General features: G+C 69.2%; 17 protein-coding genes and 1 pseudogene. 9 read left to right on the top strand and 9 right to left on the bottom strand.

The genetic code is table 11. The annotated features are described in order from the left end of the window. Positions 1 to 53: 53 nt before the first annotated feature. Both AB0M63_RS27635 and AB0M63_RS27630 read right to left on the bottom strand, forming a co-directional pair. Positions 54 to 545, bottom strand: a complete 492-nt coding sequence (locus tag AB0M63_RS27635) for a YbaB/EbfC family DNA-binding protein (RefSeq protein ID WP_366021305.1) — start codon at positions 543 to 545, stop codon at positions 54 to 56. Between the two features lie 411 nt (positions 546 to 956). After that, positions 957 to 2096, bottom strand: a complete 1140-nt coding sequence (locus AB0M63_RS27630) for a helix-turn-helix domain-containing protein (protein ID WP_366021304.1) — start codon at positions 2094 to 2096, stop codon at positions 957 to 959. Positions 2097 to 2183: 87 nt separating this feature from the next. Between AB0M63_RS27630 and AB0M63_RS27625 the strand changes: the two genes are divergently transcribed. Both AB0M63_RS27625 and AB0M63_RS27620 read left to right on the top strand, forming a co-directional pair. Beyond that, on the top strand, positions 2184 to 3239 hold the full coding sequence (locus AB0M63_RS27625; protein ID WP_366021303.1) for a ferredoxin reductase: 1056 nt from the start codon (positions 2184 to 2186) through the stop codon (positions 3237 to 3239). Positions 3240 to 3246: 7 nt separating this feature from the next. Continuing rightward, positions 3247 to 4365, top strand: a complete 1119-nt coding sequence (locus AB0M63_RS27620) for an acyl-CoA desaturase (RefSeq protein ID WP_366021302.1) — start codon at positions 3247 to 3249, stop codon at positions 4363 to 4365. Between the two features lie 104 nt (positions 4366 to 4469). On the opposite strand, the gene AB0M63_RS27615 is transcribed toward AB0M63_RS27620, so the two are convergent. Both AB0M63_RS27615 and AB0M63_RS27610 read right to left on the bottom strand, forming a co-directional pair. Continuing rightward, on the bottom strand, positions 4470 to 5972 hold the full coding sequence (locus AB0M63_RS27615) for a hypothetical protein (RefSeq protein ID WP_366021301.1): 1503 nt from the start codon (positions 5970 to 5972) through the stop codon (positions 4470 to 4472). 196 nt (positions 5973 to 6168) lie between these two features. Next, a pseudogene (locus AB0M63_RS27610) lies at positions 6169 to 6611 on the bottom strand (transposase family protein); the annotation flags it as partial. 157 nt (positions 6612 to 6768) lie between these two features. Here AB0M63_RS27610 and AB0M63_RS27605 point away from each other — a divergent pair. Beyond that, on the top strand, positions 6769 to 7287 hold the full coding sequence (locus AB0M63_RS27605; RefSeq protein ID WP_366021300.1) for a proline dehydrogenase: 519 nt from the start codon (positions 6769 to 6771) through the stop codon (positions 7285 to 7287). Here AB0M63_RS27605 and AB0M63_RS27600 read toward each other — a convergent pair. Together AB0M63_RS27600 and AB0M63_RS27595 are read right to left on the bottom strand one after the other, a co-directional pair. After that, a complete protein-coding gene (locus tag AB0M63_RS27600; RefSeq protein ID WP_366021299.1) occupies positions 7227 to 7568 on the bottom strand; it encodes a serine hydrolase in 342 nt (113 codons plus the stop codon). The genes AB0M63_RS27605 and AB0M63_RS27600 overlap by 61 nt on opposite strands. A gap of 461 nt (positions 7569 to 8029) precedes the next feature. Then, positions 8030 to 9478 (bottom strand): amidohydrolase family protein, encoded by a 1449-nt coding sequence (locus tag AB0M63_RS27595; protein WP_366021298.1) that lies wholly within the window; start codon positions 9476 to 9478, stop codon positions 8030 to 8032. Positions 9479 to 9750: 272 nt separating this feature from the next. On the opposite strand from AB0M63_RS27595, the gene AB0M63_RS27590 reads away from it, so the two are divergent. From AB0M63_RS27590 to AB0M63_RS27565, 6 genes are all read left to right on the top strand, one after another. Further along, positions 9751 to 10572 carry an IclR family transcriptional regulator C-terminal domain-containing protein gene (locus AB0M63_RS27590; protein WP_355909181.1) on the top strand — a complete coding sequence of 274 codons (822 nt, stop codon included), beginning with the start codon at positions 9751 to 9753 and terminating at the stop codon, positions 10570 to 10572. Between the two features lie 72 nt (positions 10573 to 10644). Further along, complete coding sequence (locus tag AB0M63_RS27585; protein ID WP_366021297.1) at positions 10645 to 11835, top strand: CoA transferase; 1191 nt, start codon at positions 10645 to 10647, stop codon at positions 11833 to 11835. Continuing rightward, positions 11828 to 12670 (top strand): citryl-CoA lyase, encoded by an 843-nt coding sequence (locus AB0M63_RS27580; protein ID WP_366021296.1) that lies wholly within the window; start codon positions 11828 to 11830, stop codon positions 12668 to 12670. Before AB0M63_RS27585 ends, AB0M63_RS27580 begins: the two co-directional genes overlap by 8 nt. 55 nt (positions 12671 to 12725) lie before the next feature. Continuing rightward, complete coding sequence (locus AB0M63_RS27575) at positions 12726 to 13586, top strand: dioxygenase (RefSeq protein ID WP_366021295.1); 861 nt, start codon at positions 12726 to 12728, stop codon at positions 13584 to 13586. A gap of 552 nt (positions 13587 to 14138) precedes the next feature. Further along, the gene (locus AB0M63_RS27570; RefSeq protein ID WP_366021294.1) at positions 14139 to 14738 is read left to right on the top strand and encodes a thioredoxin domain-containing protein; all 600 of its coding nucleotides are present in this window, start codon (positions 14139 to 14141) and stop codon (positions 14736 to 14738) included. Between the two features lie 689 nt (positions 14739 to 15427). Then, complete coding sequence (locus AB0M63_RS27565) at positions 15428 to 16345, top strand: NADP-dependent oxidoreductase (protein ID WP_366021324.1); 918 nt, start codon at positions 15428 to 15430, stop codon at positions 16343 to 16345. A gap of 900 nt (positions 16346 to 17245) precedes the next feature. Here AB0M63_RS27565 and AB0M63_RS27560 read toward each other — a convergent pair. The 3 genes from AB0M63_RS27560 to AB0M63_RS27550 form a co-directional block, all read right to left on the bottom strand. Next, positions 17246 to 18001, bottom strand: a complete 756-nt coding sequence (locus tag AB0M63_RS27560) for a class I SAM-dependent methyltransferase (protein ID WP_366021323.1) — start codon at positions 17999 to 18001, stop codon at positions 17246 to 17248. Between the two features lie 553 nt (positions 18002 to 18554). Then, positions 18555 to 19328, bottom strand: coding sequence for a maleylpyruvate isomerase family mycothiol-dependent enzyme (locus tag AB0M63_RS27555; protein WP_366021293.1), 774 nt, complete (start codon positions 19326 to 19328; stop codon positions 18555 to 18557). A gap of 616 nt (positions 19329 to 19944) precedes the next feature. After that, the gene (locus AB0M63_RS27550) at positions 19945 to 20598 is read right to left on the bottom strand and encodes a helix-turn-helix transcriptional regulator (RefSeq protein ID WP_366021292.1); all 654 of its coding nucleotides are present in this window, start codon (positions 20596 to 20598) and stop codon (positions 19945 to 19947) included. Positions 20599 to 21224 lie beyond the last annotated feature (626 nt).

The raw sequence follows: 21224 nt of genomic DNA, 5'->3' as shown, positions 1-21224 counted from the left end.
GACACGACTGCCGTTGACGATCTCCGCCGGGTCCGACGTGTAGGAAGGACCCGTCATACGGTGCCTCCATCTTCCTCGACATCACCGATCTCGTCATGCAGCCGGGTGCGTGCAGCGGACCTGGCGGAGCTGCTCCGGGCAGGGGCGGACGGGCCCACGAACCTGGCCCAGTCGATCTCGAGTCCGGCGAGTTCGGGCACCTGCGGGCCGGGGGTGTCGAGCGGCCGGAAGTGGCGGGCCGCCTCGCGCCGTGCCTGCGCGCGGCCTGCCGCGGTCGCCTCGACGATCGCCGCGCCCAGTTCCGCGCCCGACATCTCGCGGTACTTGCCACCCAGGAACCGCAGGTCGCTCAGTTCGCCCCGTGGTCCGACGGTGACCTCGACGGAGACGTCCCCGGAGACCGTGACCGAGGAGTAGTCACCCATGTCGGCCTCCGCGCGCGCCACGTCCTGCTCGGCTGCGGCCAGTTCGGCTCTGGCCCGAGCGAGGCGTCGCTCCAACTGCTCCGCGTAACCGTCCGGGCCTAACTCGGGCTCCTGAGGCATCCCGTCCCACCTTCCTCACACCCAACGGGCCCGTATCACTCGCCCTGCGGCAGGACGCGTACGGCTCGGGCCCACACATGTCCGATCATGGCCAGGCTGGTTGACGTCCACCCCAACGGCATATGACGCGCAAGGGATGAGGATCCGCATCCGCGTTAACTTCGCCCCCACCAGGGCGACTTGAAGTGGCGGCGCAGCTTCAGGCTCCGCAGGGGGTGGTGGTTCGTGACTCATCCGATCGGGGTTGCGTGCGGTGCGGGCAGCGGACGGGTGACCGACGCCGGGCTGCGTTGGTGCCCTTCCGAAGGCATGGGCTGTCATGGCGGCCTGGAGACACTCCTCGCTGGTCCACCGGGCGCCGACTACCCCGACCAATTCGGTGACGATGGTGCCAGCCGGGGCGAATACGCCTCAGCCGGCCCTAAGACCGACCGCCAGCGTCAGTTCAAGGACCCGGTGTGGCGATGCGAGATCCGGAAACAGCTCCCGCAGCTGCGACATCCGGTACCGGACCGTCTGGGGATGGACGAACAACGCCGCCGCCACCTCGTCCCGCCTGCCCTGGTGCAGCAGCCACTCCCGCAACGTCTCCTCCAGCCGCCGTGCGGTCGCGACAGGCAAGGTCCGCAACGGTGCGAGGGCTCGGGCACGCAGGTCTGCGAACGCGTCCACGTCGGCGCTCAGCACCAGCTCGGGCAGGTGGTCCTCGGTGTCGCGAATATCGGAGGAGAGGGAGCGCGCGCGTACGGCTCGTGCGTACGAGGCGGACGCACGAGTCCATGGCCGAGCCGGGCCGACCACAGCGGTGCGGTCGGTCAGCTGCCGCAAGAGACGTGATCGGTCGGCATCGGGGACGAGCAGCACCCCGGTGGCGTCCGGCAGATCGTCGAGGACGAGGGTGCTCGGGTCGAGCGTGCGGTAGGCAGGCCGGGCCTCGGCGGCGGGCAGCAGGACCGCGGTCAGCGAAACCGGAGGCTGCCACCCGGCTCGTTGAGCAGAGGCCAGCAGCACGTCCGGGTTCGCGCCGGCGAGGAGGTCGCGGGCCAGGTGTTCCAGGTGGCGCTCGTGGTCCCTGCCCCGGGCGGCCAGTTCGTCGGCGTGGCCCGCGGCGCTCGCGGCGGAGAGCTCGTCGATGTAGGCGAAGGTCAGCTCGGCGAACTTTGCGACCTCTGCGGCGGGCAGCCCTGCGGGTACGGCACCCGCTGCCAGGCATCGCCAGGCCACACGGGCGCCGACGCGGTAGGCGCTGAGGAGGGCGTCCATCGAGCGGCCGTCGCGCACCTCGCCGCGGCCCAGCTCGTAGGCCGCGTCACCGGCGTCACCGCCTGTGGCGTTCCCGCTGGCGAGCTCCAGGTAGTGTCCCAGGGCGGTGCGGACGGCTCGGCGGATGGTGGCGCCCATGTGGCCCGACAGCGCGTTGGCGTAGGGAGGGACCTCGTCGATGATCGCCTGGACGACCTCGTCGGCGGTGGTCTTCAGCGCGGCCCGAAGTGCAGTGACCGTTGTCTCATCCAGGACCGGTTCGCCGGCCCTTCGAATTGCATGACTCATGTTTTTGTTCCCTGCGAACAATTCAGCCGACCAGATTCACGTCCTGCGGTCAGGACTTTACGCCTTGAGGCACAGCAAGCTGGAGTCATGACGAGTACAGCCCTCCGCAGCAAGGCGTGGAAACTGCTGGAGATGGTCACGACGCCACTGCTGCCGTCGGACTACCTCGACCTGATCAGCCCCCTGCGCGCGGGCGCCGACCTGCGTGGGCGCATCGAGGCCGTGCACCCCGAGACGGGTGACGCCGCGACCATCGTGATCAGGCCGGGACGGGGCTGGCGCGGCCACACGGCCGGTCAGTACGTGCGGATCGGCGTCGACGTCGACGGGGTGCGCCTGTGGCGTGCCTACTCCATCACCTCGCCGACGAACCGCCAGGACGGCCACGTCACGATCACCGTGAAGGCGATCCCGGACGGCAAGGTCAGCAACCACCTGGTCCGCAGGGCCAGACCGGGCACGCTGATCCAGCTCGACCAGGCGACCGGTGACTTCGTGCTCCCGCAGGCCAGGCCCGCCAAGGTGCTCTACCTGACGGCCGGCAGCGGCATCACGCCCGTGATGGGCATGCTGCGCGACAGCGAGTTCGACGACGTCGTCATGGTCCACTGCGCGCCACAGCCGCAGGACGTGATCTTCCGCGACGAACTCCACGACCTGGTCGCGGACAAGAAGCTGCGGCTCACCGAGGTGCACACCGACACACACGGCATGCTCGACATCGCCCGTCTCGACGAACTCGTGCCCGACTGGGCCGAGCGCGAGACCTGGGCCTGCGGGCCCGCGGGCCTGCTCGACGCCGCCGAGGAGCACTGGAGCGAGCACGGCGTACAGGAGCGCCTGCACACCGAACGCTTCCGCCCCAGCATCGTCGCCGCCGGCGACGGCGGCGAGGTCACGTTCAGCGCCACCGGCAAGACAGCCGACGCGGACGGCGCCACGCCGTTGCTGGACATCGGCGAGGCGGTCGGCGTGCTCATGCCCTCCGGGTGCCGCATGGGCATCTGCTTCGGCTGTGTCACGCCGCTCAAGGCGGGCGCCGTCCGCGACCTGCGCACCGGCGAGATCACCGAGGCCGAGCCGGGCGTCCTGATCCAGACCTGCGTGTCCGCCGCGGCGGGCCCCTGCGACATCGAACGGTAGGAACACCTTGACCGCCATCGACCCCACCGCCCACCTGACCGCGGAGCAGATCGAGGAGCTCGGCCGCGAGCTGGACGCGATCCGCGACGACGTGATCGCCGGCCGCGGCGAGAAGGACGCCGCCTATATCCGCAAGGTCATATCGGTGCAGCGCAAGCTCGAACTGGTCAGCAGAGGGGTGCTGCTGTTCTCGCTCTTCCCGCCCGCGTGGGTGCTCGGCACCGCCGGTCTGTCCGTGGCGAAGATCATGGACAACATGGAGATCGGCCACAACATCCTGCACGGCCAGTGGGACTGGATGCGCGACCCGAAGATCCACTCCACCACCTGGGAGTGGGACCACGTCTCGCCGGCCGATCAGTGGAAGCACTCGCACAACGAGCTGCACCACACCTACACCAACGTGATCGGCAAGGACAACGACCTCGGCTACGGCATCATGCGCGTCGACGAGGACCAGAAGTGGCACCCGTTCCACCTCGGCCAGCCGCTGTGGAACTTCCTCAACGCCTGTTTCTTCGAGTACGGCATCGCGGCGTACGACCTGGAGCTCGGCAAGAACCTGCACAAGCGCCGCCGCAAGAACCCGGAGTTCCGCGCGCGGGCCCGGGCCGTGGGCCGCAAGATCCGCAAGCAGGTGCTCAAGGACTACGTGGTCCACCCGCTGCTGTCGGGCCCGTCGTTCCTCCCCACACTCGCCGCCACGTTCACCGCGAACCTGGTCCGCAACATCTGGACCCACTCGGTGATCATGTGCGGGCACTTCCCCGAGGGCGTGCAGGTCTTCGAGCGCCGGTCGATCAAGGGCGAGACGCGCGGCCAGTGGTACCTGCGCCAGATGATGGGCTCGGCGAACATCAGCGGCAGCAGGGCGATGCACTTCATGACCGGCAACCTCTCCCACCAGATCGAGCACCACCTGTTCCCGGACCTGCCGAGCAACCGGTACGCCGAGGTCGCGGTGAAGGTGCGCGCGCTGTTCGAGAAGTACGAGCTGGAGTACGTCACCGGGCCGCTGCCCAAGCAGGTGTTCTCCGCGTGGCACAAGGTCTTCCGGCTCTCGCTGCCGAACAAGAAGCCCAAGGTCAAGACGCCGGACCGCGAGCAGGAGCTCGTCGCGGCCTGATTCCCGGTATCGGTTCAGATCTTTCGGCCCTACCCGCAGCACCACCGGTTTCGGCGAGATACGCACCGGGTCCAGGTGCTCGTTGCTCCCCCTGTTCGGGCACTTCATTTCTCGCTCGGGTGCCGCTTTCGACGTCGGCGGAGCGCGGCGGCGGCCAGGAGCAGCAGGCCGAAAGCGATGGCCGCCGTGGCGTAGAACGATGCCGTGGCCCATCCGGGTCCTGGCCAGATCCGCACGGCGACACCAGCCGTGTCGTTCCCGTGCCGGTCGTCGTGGTTGGGGCGCTTCGCATCGGCTCCCCGTACGGTGACCTGGCCGCCGCGCTCCGCCATGTCCTGATCGATACGCAATGTGAAGGGGAAGAGGGTCAGTTGACCGGCTTTGCCGCCCGGAGCCGTGCACGCGTAGCGGCGGGCGGAGGGCTGTTTGTCGCTGGCCGACTCGGTCAGCGGGGCGCCGTCGGGGCCCAGGGCCCGGCAGTCCTGGTCGAGTACTTCCTCGTCCCGGTAGGGATCGTAGGGGGACTCTACGACAGTCGTGCCCGCCGGCACGGTGAAGCCGACCGTGACGGGTGCGTCACGCGGTGACCCCGGACCGTGTGTACGAAATCCGATCCGCAGTTTCTGCCGGCTGCCGACGGGACCTTTGACCGTGGCCCCCACGGCGGCCAGGTCCGCGTGACTGGAGACGGCGACGCGGAGGTCGGGGCCCGGCGGATCGGCTGCCCCGGCGACCGGGACCAGCCGGAGGTCGGGGCCCGACCCTGATCTGAAGCGCGCCAGAACCTGGGGCGGCGCGACATAGTCCCTCGCGAGGGCACTGGCGGAGTAACTGACACCGGGGTACATCGCGTCGGCCGATGCCCGCAGCCGCTCCGGAGCGTCGAGTGCATACGCCTCTCCGGGCGCGATGACGGCTTCGGACTCCGGCAGCGGGCACCAGGCAGAACCGCCGTCGTAACGGCAGTTGCGGTGGGTGCTGTCGAAGGAGAACCCGTCCCTCGCCTCCATCCGCAGGACCACACCCCGCGCGGGCACGTCGCCGGTGTTGCGTACGACTACCCGGACACCGACTGTCCCGCCCGGAGCCACGGTCGTCCGCTCCGGCTGCTGCGAGACCTTCAGTTCCGGGGTGCCGACGACGATGGTGGTCCGGCCTGTGACAGCCGGGACGCCCGGTGCGCGCACGGTGTAGCGCACGACGCCGGAGTCACCGGCCTTGCTGCCCTTGGCCGGCACGACGTGGAAAAGCTGCGACGCCGAGTTCAGCTGGTCCGTGCGCATGGTGCAGCCGAAGACCGGCCGACTGATATGCGCGATCCGGCACCGCTCCGCGCCCTTCTTGAGCTCGGCGACTCCGGCGAGGTCCCGGACATCGAACGTGACCGAGAGGTCGGCGGGTCCCTCGCCGGTCAGTTTCTGGCTGATGCTGAGATCGTTCTCGGAACTGTGGGCCCGGGCCGCGTCCATTGAGACGTAGACAACCGCCGGCGCGTCCAGCTTCAGCCGCGGTTCGTCGGACGCGGCATCACAGCCGCCGAGCAGCGCGACAAGGACCGCGGTCACCACAGCGACTGCCCAACTGCCCCTGGAACAGTTGACGTTCATCCGGCCACCCTGCCGCACACAGATCACGACCGAGCAACGGAGCGGCGGCGGGCCCCGGCGCCTGCCGCTCCGCACATCCCGAGCAGCGCGACCGTCCCTCCATGATCCGGGTGGCCCTGGACCGTGCCGTGAGACCCATGGCCTGTTGCAAGAGGCCGCGAATAGGCAGTCCGAGTCCGGCTGTTGGCGTGTTCGGTCATGCGGCGAGAGCGTGGTTGTGCGGGCGGGCGACGGCCTGTCCGGCGTGGTGGAGGCCGTCGCCATGTTGCCGGCAGTCGCCGAGGATCCTGTAGTTATTCATCCGGCCGATCACGTGCTCGACGCGGGCGCGGACCTTGCGGTGCGCGGCGTTGTCCTCCTCCAGGCCCTTCAGCAGTGGCCGTCCGGGGCGTTTCGGTGCGGCACGATCAGGCCGGTGTTGATGTAGGCGCCGTCGCCCGGCACGGTGACGCCCTGGCAGTGCTCGGCCAGGCCTGAGTCGCGCCGTGCCTTGGCATCCGCGGTCGTGCCAGGCACCGGGCGGGCGGCAGCCACCACCGGGCGCATGTCCGCGTCCACGATGCCCTGCGCATTCGCCGAGAACCGGTAGTTGCGTGAGGACGTGCCCACCGTGCGGTCGCGGACCGGAATGAGGGTTCCGCTTCTTCTGGTGCCGCGTCAGGCAACGTTCGCCCTGTCGATCGCACGACCCCGCACCCGTTCAGCCACGTGATCATTCCGGCCCTCCGGTTCCGGACTACGCCAGGCCGCAGACCTGGCTGCTGACGGAGCATCAGGGCAAGACAGAATGGGAATCATGGATGCCGGACTCGCCGCACTGCTCGGCGCCGCGGTAGGTTCCCTCGCCACCGTCGGCGCGGCGTTGGTGAGCGGGCGTACGACGGCACGCTCGCAGTTCGACCAGTGGCGCAGGCAGCACCGCAGAGACGCCTACGCGAACTACCTCGGTGCTCTTCACGACCGGGACATCGCCATGGACGCGGTGTTGGACGCACTCCAGCCGGAGACTCCTGACCTGCGGGATGTGGACGAGAAGGTCCGCCGTTTCGTCGCGCTGGCCCGGGAGGTCCACCGTGCCGCGGAGGTCGTCATCCTCGAAGGTCCGCTCTCCATCGTGGAGGCAGCCGACCGTGTGGCGCGCGCATCCGGTGAACTCTCCAGCGTGATGCGTCGGATGGTGCAGAACGCCCATGCAGGGGACTCCTCCCAGAAGGCAGCGGACACCGCTCTCGCGACCGGGCGAGAGCGCGCCCTCTACCGGGCCGTTACAGACTTCCGCGCGGCAGCCAGCGGCGTCCTCGGCAACCCGGACTGACAACCAGACGGTGCGTCACGTCGGGACGAACGTTGCCTGATACGGCACCAGGCACACGCGGAGAGGCATCTGACCAGGCATCCATCTGTCAGACCGAGCGGCTCGAAGACCCGCTCGGCCAGGAACTCCGGCAGCCCGCGCCCCGCCGCCCGTACCACCAGCACGCCTTGTACGTCGGAGCCGGCGTTGCGCAGGAACGCCTGCCCGGGCCGGCGCAGCAGCGGAACGCCGGCGAGAGCGGCGGACCCACTCGTCCGGAACCAGCGGCGACCGGGGACCACAGTTACACACGGCCACGTCCGCGAGGAGGGCCGGAGGACGCGCACGGCGAAGCCGGTCCCAAAGCCCCGACCCGAGCCCGAGGACAGGACGTCTTCGACCGTGAGGAACGGGCAGCCGGCGCGCGATCGGCGCGTCCAGGGTGAGCCCGGCGGCGGCGGTGATGGGCTCGGTGACCGAGGAGAGCCAGAGGAGGGCGTAGGCCTTCATCGGCGCCGTGCCTGCGGGCTCCGTCGTTCCCACGGCCGCGATCTCCACCTCGCCGGAGCGGTCCACGACGGCGACCGCTGCGGGGAAGGCTCCTCCGGCGACGTACTTCTCCATCAGTGCGGTGAGGTGGCTCATCGGACGCTGCCCTCATGTCGTCGCGGAGGGCGGATACGTTTCAGGACCGGCCGTCCGCCCGCACCTCATCGGCGCTCACCCGCACGCGCTCCCGCGGCCCGTGCCGGTCGCGGGCGGTTCAGCGGCCGTGGGTCGAGGTGCTGCGGTAGTCGGTGTACGTGTAGGGGTTGTCTAGGACCTTGGCCTCGGGGACGTCCGGGTTCATGCCCTTCGCCCAGGCGTCCTCGCCCATCGTCGACCGCAGATGGTCCACGGTCCGCTCCACGGTGCGCCGCACCGCGGCCAGGTCGGTGGCGAGCAGCCGGTGCTCGTACTTGACCACCCGGCCGTCGACGATCACGGTGTGGACGTCGCCCCGCTGGGCCTGGAAGGCCACGTGGCCGTACGGGTTGAGCATCGGGAACGAGACCGGTGACTGGTCGTTCTTGAGCAGGACGAGGTCGGCCTTCTTGCCCACCTCGATGCTGCCAAGGTCGTGTTCGCGGCCAAGTGCCCTGGCCCCGCCGCGAGTTGCCCACTCCACCACCTGGTCGGCGCGGAGCGCGCAGTGGGTGACGGTCTCGCCCTGGGCGTGGGCCTCCAGGTGCTCGCGGGCGCGGTCGGCGCCGAGTGTGGTGCGCATGGCGGAGAACAGGTCTCCGCTCCACCACACGCTCGTGTCCATCGACAGGGAGACGGGGATGTCGTGGGAGCGGACCGCCCAGGTCGTCGGATAGCCCTGGCCGGCGCTCTGCTCGCTCTCGGTGGAGACCGAGACCGAGCCGCCCGTGGCCGCGATGCGGTGGTAGGAGTCGGCGGACAGCGTGGAGGCGTGCACGTAGACCGTCTCGGGGGTCATGAATCCGTGCTCGTGCATGAGCCGGATGCCCTCGTCGTTGGTGGCGCCCCAGACTCCGGCGTGGGTGGTGACGGCGACGCCCAGGTCGCGCGCGACCTCGAAAGCGGGCTTCTCGGGGAAGGCCGGATCGCCGGTGACGTCGAAGGCGATCTGGAAGCCGAGCATGTCGTCGCCGGTGATACGACGGCGCACGAAGTCCCGGAACTGCGGTGCCGCGGTCCATTCCGCCGGAGCCTGCTGGATGTTGCCGTAGGCGAGGACGAACCGGCCGGGCACGGCGCGCAGCGCGTCCACCACCGCGTCCGCGTGGTCGACCGTCTGCAGTCCGTGCGACCAGTCGACGACCGTGGTCACCCCGGCGTCCAGCGCTTCGACGGCGGCCAGGAGGTTGCCGGCGTGCACGTCCTCGGGCCGGAAGGCGGTGCCGTGTTCGAGGTAGTACCAGACGAAGTACTGGGTCAGGGTCCAGTCGGCGCCGTAGCCGCGCATCGCTGTCTGCCACATGTGCCGGTGCGTGTCGATCATGCCGGGCATCACGATGCCGTCGGACGCGTCGATCTCCGCGGTCCCCTCCGGCACTGCGAGCCGTGAGCCGACCGCGGTGATCCGGTCGCCCGTCACGAGCACGTCGGTGTCGCTCAGCACCCGCCGGGTGCGGTCCATGGGCAGGACGGTGCCGCCGCGCAGGACGACGGGTCGTCCCGCCTGGAACGGGGTGGACTGGCTCATCACTGGATCTCCCACTCGAAATCGGACGACTGTCCGTATGGCGGCTCCCGGTTGATGACCGATCGTTGTCAGGGTGTTGTCCGGTGTCAATACTCCGTAGATTCCGACTTTCAGCAGGGAATGGCTGTAAGTGTCCGTCCTGCGGTCGCTGCATGGCTGTTGCGCCCGAGCCGTGGCTACGAAGGCTCGTTCTGCTGCGTAGAGTGCGCTCGACGGGGTGTCCGTAGGGCGGACACCCTGGAGCACAGCCGACCGCGACCGAAGGAGCCACCATGCCGCGCGAAGGAACCGGACCCGACTTCATCGAGGCGCTGGCGCGGGGCCTGGAGGTCATCACCGCCTTTCGGCCCCGGCAGCCGGTGATGTCGCTGTCCGACGTGGCGACCGCGACGGGGCTGGCCAGGCCGACCGCACGCCGGATCCTGCTCACCCTGTCCGAACTGGGCTATGTGCGCCAGCAGGCCGGCGGCTTCGTGCTGACGCCGCGCGTCCTGGACCTCGGCGTCGCCTATGTCCGCTCCATGGGGCTGTGGGACGTGGCCCGCCCGCACCTGGAGTGGCTGGTCGAGCGCACGAACGAGTCCTGCTCGATCGCTCAGCTCGACGGCTCGGACATCGTCTACGTCGCCCGGGTCTCGGTGCCGAGGATCGTGACCCTCGCCGTGCAGATCGGGACTCGCTTCCCCGCGCTGCCCACCTCGCTGGGCAAGGTCCTGCTGGCCGCGCTGCCGCCCGCCGACGCGGCCCGGGTCATCGCCGAACCCAGCCGCTCGGGCCTGGAGTCCGTGTGGCGTCCCGGCCGGACCGAATGGGAGGCGGAGCTGCGGGAGGTGCGCGCCCGGGGCTGGGCGATGACGGACGAGCAACTGGCCAGGGGCATCCGTTCGGTGGCGGCTCCGCTGCGCGACGGCTCCGGCCGCGTGATCGCGAGCGTCAACGTGAACGCGCACGCCGCCGAGACCTCGATGGAGGTGCTGCTCGACGACTATCTGCCGCTCCTCCTCCAGGCCGCCGGCGAGATCAGCGTGGACTTCGCCCGGCTGGAGTCCGCGCCGCACGCCGTCCGGCCGGCCGGTGCGATCGTGACGTCTTGACGCCTCCGCCGTCCGGGACGCAGAATCGCGATCCGGACGACTGTCCGTCGTACGGACAGAAAGGCAAGGTCGATGTCGCAGAGCGCCAAGCCCACTCCTCCGGGCACCGCGGGCCCGCTCTCCGGGGTGCTGGTCGCGGACTTCTCACGGATCCTTGCCGGGCCGTACGCCACGATGCTGCTCGCCGACCTGGGGGCCGACGTCGTCAAGGTCGAGGGACCGGGCGGCGACGACACCCGCGCCTGGACTCCCCCGACCCGCAACGAGGTCTCGACCTACTACCTCGGGATCAACCGGGGGAAGCGCTCGATCGTCCTGGACCTTCGTGACGAGAGCGACGTCGAGGTCGCCCGGAACCTCGCCCGCCGGGCGGACGTCCTGATCGAGAACCTCAAGCCCGGCGGCATGGCGAAGTACGGGCTGGACTACGACTCGGTCCGGCGAGACAACCCCGGTCTGGTCTACACGTCGATCACCGGCTTCGGCGCGGGACCCGGTCGGAACGTCCCCGGCTACGACCTCATGGTGCAGGCCGTCTCGGGGCTCATGAGCCTGACGGGCGATCCGGACGGGCCGCCGTACCGGGCCGGGATCTCCGTGTTCGACGTGATGGCCGGCAACCACGCCACGATCGGCATCCTCGCCGCACTGCGCCACCGGGACGCCACCGGGACGGGCCAGCTCGTCGAGGTGAACCTGCTGTCCTCGGCCCTGACCGGACTGGTCAACCACAGCTCGGCCTACGTCGCCGGCGGCACCGTGCCCTACCGGATGGGCAACGCCCACCCCAGCGTCTTCCCCTACGAGCCGCTGCCCACCGCCGACAACGACCTCATCGTGACGGCCGCCAACGACGGCCAGTTCCGCAAGCTGTGCGAGGTCCTCGGCATACCGGAGGTGGCCGACGACCCGCGGTTCGCGCGCAACGCCGACCGCACCGCCCACCGGCACCTGCTGCGTCCGCTGCTGGCCGAGCGGCTGAAGACGCGTGGCGCCACCGAATGGTTCGACGCGCTGGTGGAGGCCGGTGTACCGAGCGGACCGATCAACACCATCGACGGCGGCTTCGCCATGGCCGACCGCTTCGGACTCGACCCCGTCGTCACCGTCGGCGAGGGAGAGCGCGCGGTGCCCACCACACGGCACCCGATCCGCTTCTCCGCCACCCCCGCCTCCTACCGGTTGCCACCGCCCGAACTCGACGAGCACGGTGCCGAGTTGCGCGCCTGGCTGGCCGGACCCGAGGAGACGTCCCATGTCTGAGCCGACACCGCGCCCCGCCTACCCCACGGCCCTCGGCTCCTCCGACCTGAGGACCATCACCCTGCTCGGGCACGACCTGGCCGACGACATCATGGGCTCGGTCGGCTTCGGTGAACTCGCGTTCTGGCTCGCCACCCAGCGGCGGCCCACACCCGGCGAGACACGTGTCTTCGAGGCCGTGCTGGCGGCACTGGCCGACCACGGCTTCACCCCCACGGCCATCGTCACCCGCCTGACCTACCTCTCCGCTCCCGACTCCGTCCAGGGCGCACTCGCCGCCGGACTGCTCGGCGGCGGCTCCCGGTTCCTCGGCGTCACCGAGGACACCGGACGCTTCCTGCACGACGTACTGGAGTCCCTCGACGGAGACCTGCCCACCGACGAGGCCGGCTGGGACGCGGTCGCGCTGCGCACGGTCGAACGGCGGCGCGCGGCCGGGGAGTTCATCCCCGGGCTGGGGCACCACGTGCACAAGGAGGGCGACCCCCGTACGCCGAGACTGATCCGGATCGCCGAGGAGGAGGGCGTCCTCGGCCCGCACCTGAACCTGTTCGCAGCCATCGGCCGGACGCACCCGCGAGTGCTGCACCGGACGCTTCCCCTCAACGGAGCGGGGGTGTGCGGCGCCGCCCTGGCGGACCTCGGCCTCCCGCTCCAACTCCTGCGCGGCTTCGCCCTGTTGGCCCGTACGGCCGGACTGATCGGACAACTCGCCGAGGAACTGCGCCACCCCGTCGCACAGGACGTCTTCCTGTCCGTCGACCTCAACAACACCCCTGTCCGGCCCGAGCCCTTCACCCCGGACCCGCTCACGAAGGACCGGCGCGAGGACTGACCCCGCGACCGCCGTCCCACCGTCCACCCGCACCACAGACCAAGGAGCCGCAACCGTGTTCGTCGACGAGGACAACCTCACCGAGCTGGCCGTCGAGCGGTGGGCCACCGCGCACTCCCCGCGGCTGGGCGAGCTGATGACCGCGCTGGTCCGTCATCTGCACGCCTTCTCGCGCGAGGTGCGGCTCACCGAGGACGAGTGGATGGCCGCGATCGAGTGGCTGACCGCGGCCGGCCAGATCAGTGACGCCAAGCGCCAGGAACTGATCCTCACCTCCGACGTGCTCGGACTGAGCACGCTGGTCGTCCAGTTGAACAACACGTTCACACCGCGGGCGACCCCCGCCACGGTGCTCGGACCGTTCCACATCGACGGCTCACCGACCGCGCCCCACGGCTTCGACATGTCGGACGGCATCCCCGGCACACCGCTCTTCTTCACCGGCAGGGTCACCGACACCGAGGGCAAGCCCCTCCCGGGCGCCGTACTCGACGTCTGGCAGGCCGACACGGAAGGCGCCTACGAGGCCCAGCTCCCCGAGATCGACGAGGCACGCCTGCGGGCCAAGTACCGCACCCGTGAGGACGGCACCTACTGCATCCGCACCATCGCACCTCGCGGTTACGCCATCCCCATGGACGGCCCCGTCGGCGACCTGATGCGCAGGACGGACATCAGCCACTTCCGGCCGGCACACGTCCACTTCCTGATCGACGAACCGGGCTACCGGAAACTGATCACCCATCTGTTCCAGGCGGGCAGCGACTACCTCGACTCGGACGTCGTCTTCGGCACCAAGAACGTACTGATCATCCCGTTCACCGAACAACCGGCCGGTACCACCTCCCCGGACGGCGGCACGCTCGAAGTGCCCTACCTGCACGCCGAATACGACTTCGTCCTCCAGCCTCACTGACCCTCGGGCACAGGGCACGGCAGCGCGACCGCCGCACCATTACCGCGCAGCGCTTCGAGGTTCCCGTACGACTTCTCCGGACCCCGCACACGCATCGCCGGACCGGCAATCGATCGAGCCACCATGGTCACCTGCCTCCTTTGCGGAGCTGTTCATGCCGAACTGTCGCGCACAAAACCCGCCAATCCACCTGAACAGAGGCGCGCGCGATTGTCAGCGACACGTGAATCGCGGTCCTGGATCATTTCGGACTATGTCGCCGATTTGGGGTGTGTTGCCGAGTCTCCAGACACGATGTCGTACCCGCAACGGCCAGCAGACAGCGAGCTGTTGAACCCCCTGCCGCGGTTCTGCAGCGGATGGCCTACTCTCCCCACAAAGACTACGGGGGGCATGATGCGGTTGAATCGTGGGAGAAGACGGCTGACGGCAGCCGTGTTGACAGTCGTACTCGGTACGGCCCTGGTGAGCTGCGGGTCCCGGCACCAGGTTGCCGCGACCGGCGGCGGGCGGCAAAGCCAGGCCCAGACCGATTACCCCCGGCTGGCTGACGTGCCCGAGCAGGTGGAATCGGACGGCACGAGCATTCTGGTGGGCGATCCCCAGGCGCGGGTGACCGTGCACCTCTACGAAGACCCGCGATGCCCGTACTGCAGGGAGTTCGAGACCACGGGCGGTGGCCCGGTCCTCACCAAGTGGGTCCTGCGGCACAAGGTCAAGGTCGAGTACACGATGGCGTCGTTCCTGGACCCGCGGCTGGGAGGAAACGGGTCGAAGAAGGCCGTCAACGCGCTACGCGCGGCGGTGGAGAGCGGAAAGTTCGCCGAGTACCACTCCGTCCTCTACCGGAACCAACCTGCCGAAGAGGTGGACGGCTTCACCAACGCGCGCCTGCTGCAACTGGCGAGCAAGGTGGCGGGGCTGCGGAGCCCGTCCTTCGACACCGCGGTGACGTCCATGAAGTACCAGGACTTCGTGGATTCCGCCGAGAAGGTGTTCGCTGCCGCTGGGCATTACAACGGACACGCCGGGCCCGGCACGCCCACCGCCGAGGTGAACGGGTACCGGATCCCCGTCAAGTACAGCGGGCTTCTCTACAAAGCGGATCTTTTCGACCAGTACCTGGCAAAGGTGATCGATGCGGCGGCGTGAGGGGTGCTCTGCCGGGAGGTTCGGGCTCGGCCTCTCCTGAGGTGTGGGTGGTGGCCGGAGCGGCAGGTACGGCTGCTAGGTCGCGCTGTTGGCGCCGGCCGAAGTGCGGAGGTCTCGCTGCACGTCGAGGCGGACACCGGCTGGAATGGTCCCGGGTTCGGTAGGGGCGCAGGTAGCGGCGGACCGTGTTGACGCCGCCGCGGCAACCCCACTGCTGGATCCCCCCCGGGTGAGCGCGGCGACGTTGGCACAGTCCTCCATCCAGCGGTGATGCAGAGGAGAGCCGATAGTCGTCGATCACGCTCGGGCGACGGGGCGCCGCGACGTTCGATGCGTTCATGGATCTGCTCTGAGGCTCGTGGCTGGGGGCGACCGGCGGCCGAGGCCGTCTCTCCGGGTCCAGTTCGCCCAGGGCGGTGGGGTGGACACCCACCGGTTGGCAGGTGTCGTCCTGATCGACTTGGACGGCTGGGCGACATTGCCGGCCTCAGCGGACCGCTTCCCGCAGCGCCTGCGTGAGCCCTGTGCCCGGGCCTGGCCCGGTCGGCTCGGCATGCCGGCTGAACCCCGGAGTGGCCCGAGGAGTGGCCCCGGCCGCGTCCTGTCATCCGCGCCGAGAGGATGCGAACGGCCTTTCCAACCCTGCAAAATTTCCACCAAAGAGAGAAATGACGGAGGAAGGGGTTCCCATGAAAGCGATCGTGGTGACGGACCAGTCTGCGGGAACGGCCGGGATGACCCTGGTGGAGCGACCCGAGCCGGAACCAGCGATAAACGATGTCGTCGTTCAGATTCACGCGTCGGGATTCGTCCCGACCGAGATGGAGTGGCCATCGACCTGGACCGATCGCGCCGGCCGTGACAGGACACCGTCGATCCCCGGCCACGAGCTGGCAGGAGTGGTCACCGCCCTCGGCTACGGCACGACGGGGCTGTCGGTCGGACAGCGGGTGTTCGGCCTCGCCGACTGGCATCGTGACGGCACCCTCGCGGAGTACGTGGCGATCGAAGCACGCAACCTCGCACCGCTGCCCGGCGACGTCGACTTCACAACAGGCGCGTCCCTGCCCATCTCAGGCCTGACCGCGTGGCAGGGGCTGTTCCAGCACGGCCGTCTCCAGGCCGGCCAGACCGTCCTCGCCCACGGCGCGGCGGGAGCAGTCGGGACGATGGTGACCCAGCTCGCACGTGAGGCCGGCGCCTACGTCATCGGCACCGGACGCGCCACCGACCGTAAGAAGGCACTCGACTTCGGCGCTCATGAGTTCATCGACCTCAAGAACGACACGCTGGAAGACGTCGGCAGCGTCGATCTGGTCTTCGACGTCATCGGCGGCGACATCCAGAAACGGTCCGCCGCCCTGATCAAGACCGGAGGAACGCTGGTGTCCATCGTCGGACCGGTCGAGGCGCGACCCGCCGCCGGCCTGGCGGTGGACTTCGTCGTCGAGGCCGATCGCGCCGAACTGGGTGAGATCATGCACCGGGTGCGGGACGGACGACTGCGGACGAACATCGACATCGTCTCGCCCCTCGACGACGCCGTCACCGCTCTCAACCCGACCGAACGACGCAAGGGAAAGACGATCATCCGCGTTCATCCGTGAGGACAGGTTCTCTCCACTCACGTCGTCGGCGGGGCCTAGTCCCGCTCTGCCCTGCAATCGTCCAGGATCAGCCGCACCCGCTCGTCATGGGGATACTTGCGCTCTTCCTCGGCTCGTTCCTTCGGCGAGCAGGCAGCCCTCCCTGGCCAGACCAAGGTGCCGGTCTCGTCCGGGTGGTCGGCTCGGACCGCACCATCGGCTTCAACTCGGTTCGCTACTCGACGCCACCGGGATACACCGGTGCCCGGGTCTGGTGCCGGATGGTGGGCAGGGGCCTGTCCATCACGGCCCGCACCAACTCCGGTGATCCACCGGACATCCGGCACGGCGGCCGCAGCGTTCACCGGCCCCGCCCGCAGCCACACTCGACGGCCGAGATCGCGTTCTTGGGCTCGGCCCGGGAGCCGGACGTTGACTCAAGGAAGGCGGAACCTCCCAGATCCGCGCCACGCCGACGGCCCATCAACCGCGTGAACAACGCTGCGGGTCAACACACCTGACGCGCCGGCCGTGGACATCCCGCAGCACCAACCCCTCGTCGTACAGCCGGCCGAGGGTGGCATGCCCCGTGTTGTCGGCGTAGGCCGCCGCCCAGAGAGCGGCCAGGACCGCAGTCTGGTTCTGTCAGTTGTTGGTGACGTCAGTTGTTCGTGAGAGCTGACGGCACGCGATGGCATGTCGAACCGGGCCTTGCAGTGCAAGTACGGCGTCACCTGGAGCACGGTCAACAAGGTCCTGCCCTCGGCTTGGCCGCAGCCACGCACGACAACCGCTTCGGCGCGGCCGTCGTGCACTCCTCGTCCGAGGCGTTGCGTTGACCACTTGAACCCGCACCGATGAGAGAGCGCAAGCGTCCTGCGAGCAACCGCGCGGTCCGGCCAGGCACTGAGAGTCCGGTGTTTATACCTTGCTCGCGACCACCATGTAGTTCTCGGCCTCAAGATCGAACGTGCTCAGTTCCGTCTGGAGTCCGACCCGGTGCAGCTCGACTTCGAGTTCCTCGTACCGGTAGGGCCAGCAGGACAGCAGTTCCGAGCGGACAAGAACCAACCCGGTCGCATCAACTTGCGCGATCGCAATCTCGATGTGGTGCTCCTCCTCCCAATGCGGCGCAATCTCCCAGCGGTAGACCACGACGGCATCGCGACCGTTCCGGCGGACGAGTCGGTCACCGATCTCCAGCCGGGAACCTCTGGCCCTCACGAGTTCCCAAGTGCGGGATGTGAGTACCAAGCGCCCGCCGGGGCGCAGAAGCCGTGACATCGACTCCAGAGCAGCACCCCTGCCTTTCGCGCCCGTGGCATGGTGAAGCGAGTTGCCAACGCAGAACACCATGTCGAACGTGTTGTCCTGGAAATGGTCGGGCAGCTCTTCCCAGTTCGCCCGTACGGCCCGGACGGATGCCCCGAACTCCTCAGACAACTCTGCAGTCCGACGAACCATCGCCTCGCTGGCGTCAGTTGCGACAACCTGCAGGCCACGACCGGCGAGACCAACCGCCAACTGTCCGGTTCCGCACGAACAGTCGAGGACGTGAGCGTTCGACGGCAGAAGATTGAGGACGTCGTCGAACGACGCAGCGAACTCGGCTGGAGGCAACTTTGCATCCGAGATGAGCCATTCGTACACCTCGGCAAGCACGCCATAACCTGTCACAACCACTACCTCCGTCACGCGGCAGACTCACGGTAGGACGTCAGTCCATCAGCGGAGTAAGCCGGGCACCAATGGTTTTCGCATGGATGGCGCCGACGGTGTTTGTGGGTTGTCGGCGGACTGTTCAGAAGGCACTGAGTTCGGCGTGGCCGCAACCTCGGGAACCGTACGCGCCTCGCCGTTCCCAGCTGGACCCGTTCAAGCCGGTGATCGACCAGATGCTGCTGGCTGATCTGGATGCGCCGAGGAAGCAGCGTCACACGGTGGTCCGGATCTATCGCCGGTTGATCAACGAGCACGCAATGGAAGACGTGTCCTACCAGGTCGTGCGCGCCTACGTCGCCAAGCGGAGGCCGGAGCCACATCATCCGGTGCGACTCGCACCAGCCCTGACTTCGGGCCCGTTCGCTGGCCACCAGGGCCCAGCGCAGTCACCCCATCGACAAGCGCCTGCCGGACGCGGTCGATACGCAGGCCCCGCACCACGGCACATCTACGGCCACCAGGCCGAACACGCACAATCCACCGTCCTGCCGGCACCAGCCGCGCGCCCTCACGGCGCCGTGAACAGCCCCGGGAAACGCGGACCCAGCCACGGCCTGCGGCCCCAGACCGCGACCTTGCCACGGGCCATCACACCGGGGGCCGTCCAGCGGCCCAGAGCGAGCAGGAGGAATGCGACCGGGTCGATGGCGATCGTGCAGTCGGGGCGTCGGGGCGGGGTGTCGGTGACCGTGGGCACACCCGCCGCGAACGTGACCGCGAAGCGCTCGCAGCCCGTCCGCACCGAGTAACACGCGTCATGACCGGCCGCACCCGCGTTCACGACACGCGGCATCGCCAGCCGCAGGAACGGCAGCGTGAACGCGACCACCTCCCGGTCGACCATGTGCGGCCCGCGCAGCGCAACCGCGATGTCGTAGCCGTGCCCGAGCAGATGCGTCAACAGATACGAGCCCAGCGTGGCCACATCCATCGGCCCCATCGGCGTCACCACCGCCTCCCGCGGACCACGGCCGGCCGCGGCCGCGACGAACGCCCGCGCCTGGTCGGCGATCTCGACGCCGAGCACTGCCGGGTCCCGCTGCGGGAAGGCGGCCAGGGACACGCGGTTGGCGGCCGCGAGACCGCCCGGCGTCCCGTCACCGTAGGAACGGTCCTTGCCCGCCCCGATCTCCGCCATCAGCCGGCCCGCCAGCGCGAGATGCGCCGCCGCCTCCCCCACCGTCCACTCCGCACCCCGCAACGGCGTCCCTGGGTCGGCGCCCGCCCCCAGCAACGCCGCGATCCGGTCGGCGGTGACGACGATCGCATCCTCGGGTGTCATGAACGTGATCGTCCACGCACCGTGACGCCCTGTCCAGAGCCTTGTCGGACCGCCGTGCACAACGGCACTTCACTTCCGTACACCACCCACCCCCAGCGCCCCGGAGCCGGGACGATGAAAGGCACACCGAATGAAAACGACCCCCGATGGGACAGGGCGGCCGTTGTGAGGTGCGGCGTACAGCCCCTAAGCCAGCGTCCCAGCGCACTGACGGACGGGGCGAGCAATGACGCGACAGAGCGACGCCGTCTCCAACAGGCCGCCCCGGTTCGGGAGCTGTTCCCAAGGAACCACTCCCTGACAGGACCGACCGCCCAGTCAGCCGAAGATGGTGCACTGGTCACGCGCGTACCCGGCTGCCGGGTTGGGGGTGTCGCCGCAGGCTCGAAAATGCCAACCCTGGCGCAGCAGATGCGCGGGAGTGGTCCGGGAGGGGGGGCGGTGAGCGGACCGCACTGCGTCCAGGTCTTGCCGTCGTCGTCGGTCCAGTCCGTCCACAGGCGGTCGCCGAAGTGCGCCCCGGCGATCTCGGCCCATGCCATCCGGCGGCCGTTCACGGTGCCGTCCTCCAGGCGGACGGTGGGACTGTGGTCGGCGCCGTGGACCTCGACCGGCGCTACCTCGACCTGGCCATCGGCGCCGGAGGGTGGCCACGCCCATCCGTTGCAGAGCTGTCCTGCGTCGAAGTCAGGCCGGTGCGCACGTCCTGAGCGGGGGCGAGTTCGAGGCCCAGCCACACGCCGAGGCCGCCGAACACGAGGGCGGTGACCAGCATCAGCGTGCCGACGACCACCGCAGGGCGACGGCGATGCCCGGTCGCCCGGTCGATCCGCGCCCCCTGCGGCGTCGGGTTCGCAGCAGGGGGCGCGGACGGCGGTGGGAACTCCAGGACGGGCACGCACCGCCCCTTGCGATGGTCGTCCCGCTGTAGGTGATCCCACAGCGGGCGCAGTCCCGCAGGGTCCTCGTGCGCCGCTTCGCCGAGCCGCTGCACCACGTTCCACGGTGGCACTATGCGGCCGGACAGGTAGCGGGACAGCGACGAGTCGCTGGCATGCACCGAGCCCCGGAGTTCCTTGAGGCTTCTTCCGGTCCGCTCCCGCATGACCCGTAATCGCTCCGCCAGGAGATCGCACGCCCCTCGGCCTGATCCGATGTTCCGGAGAGGCAGAACCCCGTGGGCGCGACCCCGGCCGGCCGAAGTCCCTCCGAGCAGCAGTACGGTTGACGGCGGAGCTTTGATGACCGCGCCGCACAACACCGTGATCATGGACCTCGGAAGCTGGTTGCAGTGGTTCCCTCATGGACTGCCCTGGCCGGGGCGGCAATCTTTTCTCTGCTGGCCACGCGGGCCTGGCGCAGGGCCGTCCGCCCCTGGACCGGCTCGCTGCCGCCGACCTATCCCTCAGTCTTCGCACGGTTTCTGACGCCAGAGCAGCGTACGAGGATCGAAAGCGCCCCTGTCCCGGGGGCAGTCTGCCTCAGTGGTATCGCCGTCCTGCTCCTCAGTGGCGCATGGCTGCGGCCCGGAATCGGCGCGGGCCAAGCGAATCCCCTCCTCAAGACCGTGGCCATCGCAGGGCTAGCGGCCTTCCTCCTCGGACTTCTGACTGAGCTCTCGGTCGCCTTCACCGGGCGGCCCGGCCTGCTCATGCGCAACTCGCCTCCGACCCCCGCACCACCGGATTCCTGCCGCTCCGCGGAATCCGGTGGTGCCGAGGCCGGTCCGGCCGGTATCTCGGTGCTCCGGGACGACGAGGATTCGTACGCACGCCTGCGGCGGTACGACGTCTTCCTCGACGGATCACGGGTAGGGCGGTTGCGACGCGGGGAAAGGTGTCTGACACAGGTGTCGGGTGGACCCCATACCCTCCAGGTCAAGATCTCCTGGTGCTC

The organism is Streptomyces sp. NPDC051576 (genome assembly GCF_040681835.1).
GTDB lineage: Bacteria > Actinomycetota > Actinomycetes > Streptomycetales > Streptomycetaceae > Streptomyces.
The sequence above is the reverse complement of the archived record's forward strand: the minus strand, read 5'-3'. Positions and strand labels throughout refer to the sequence as shown.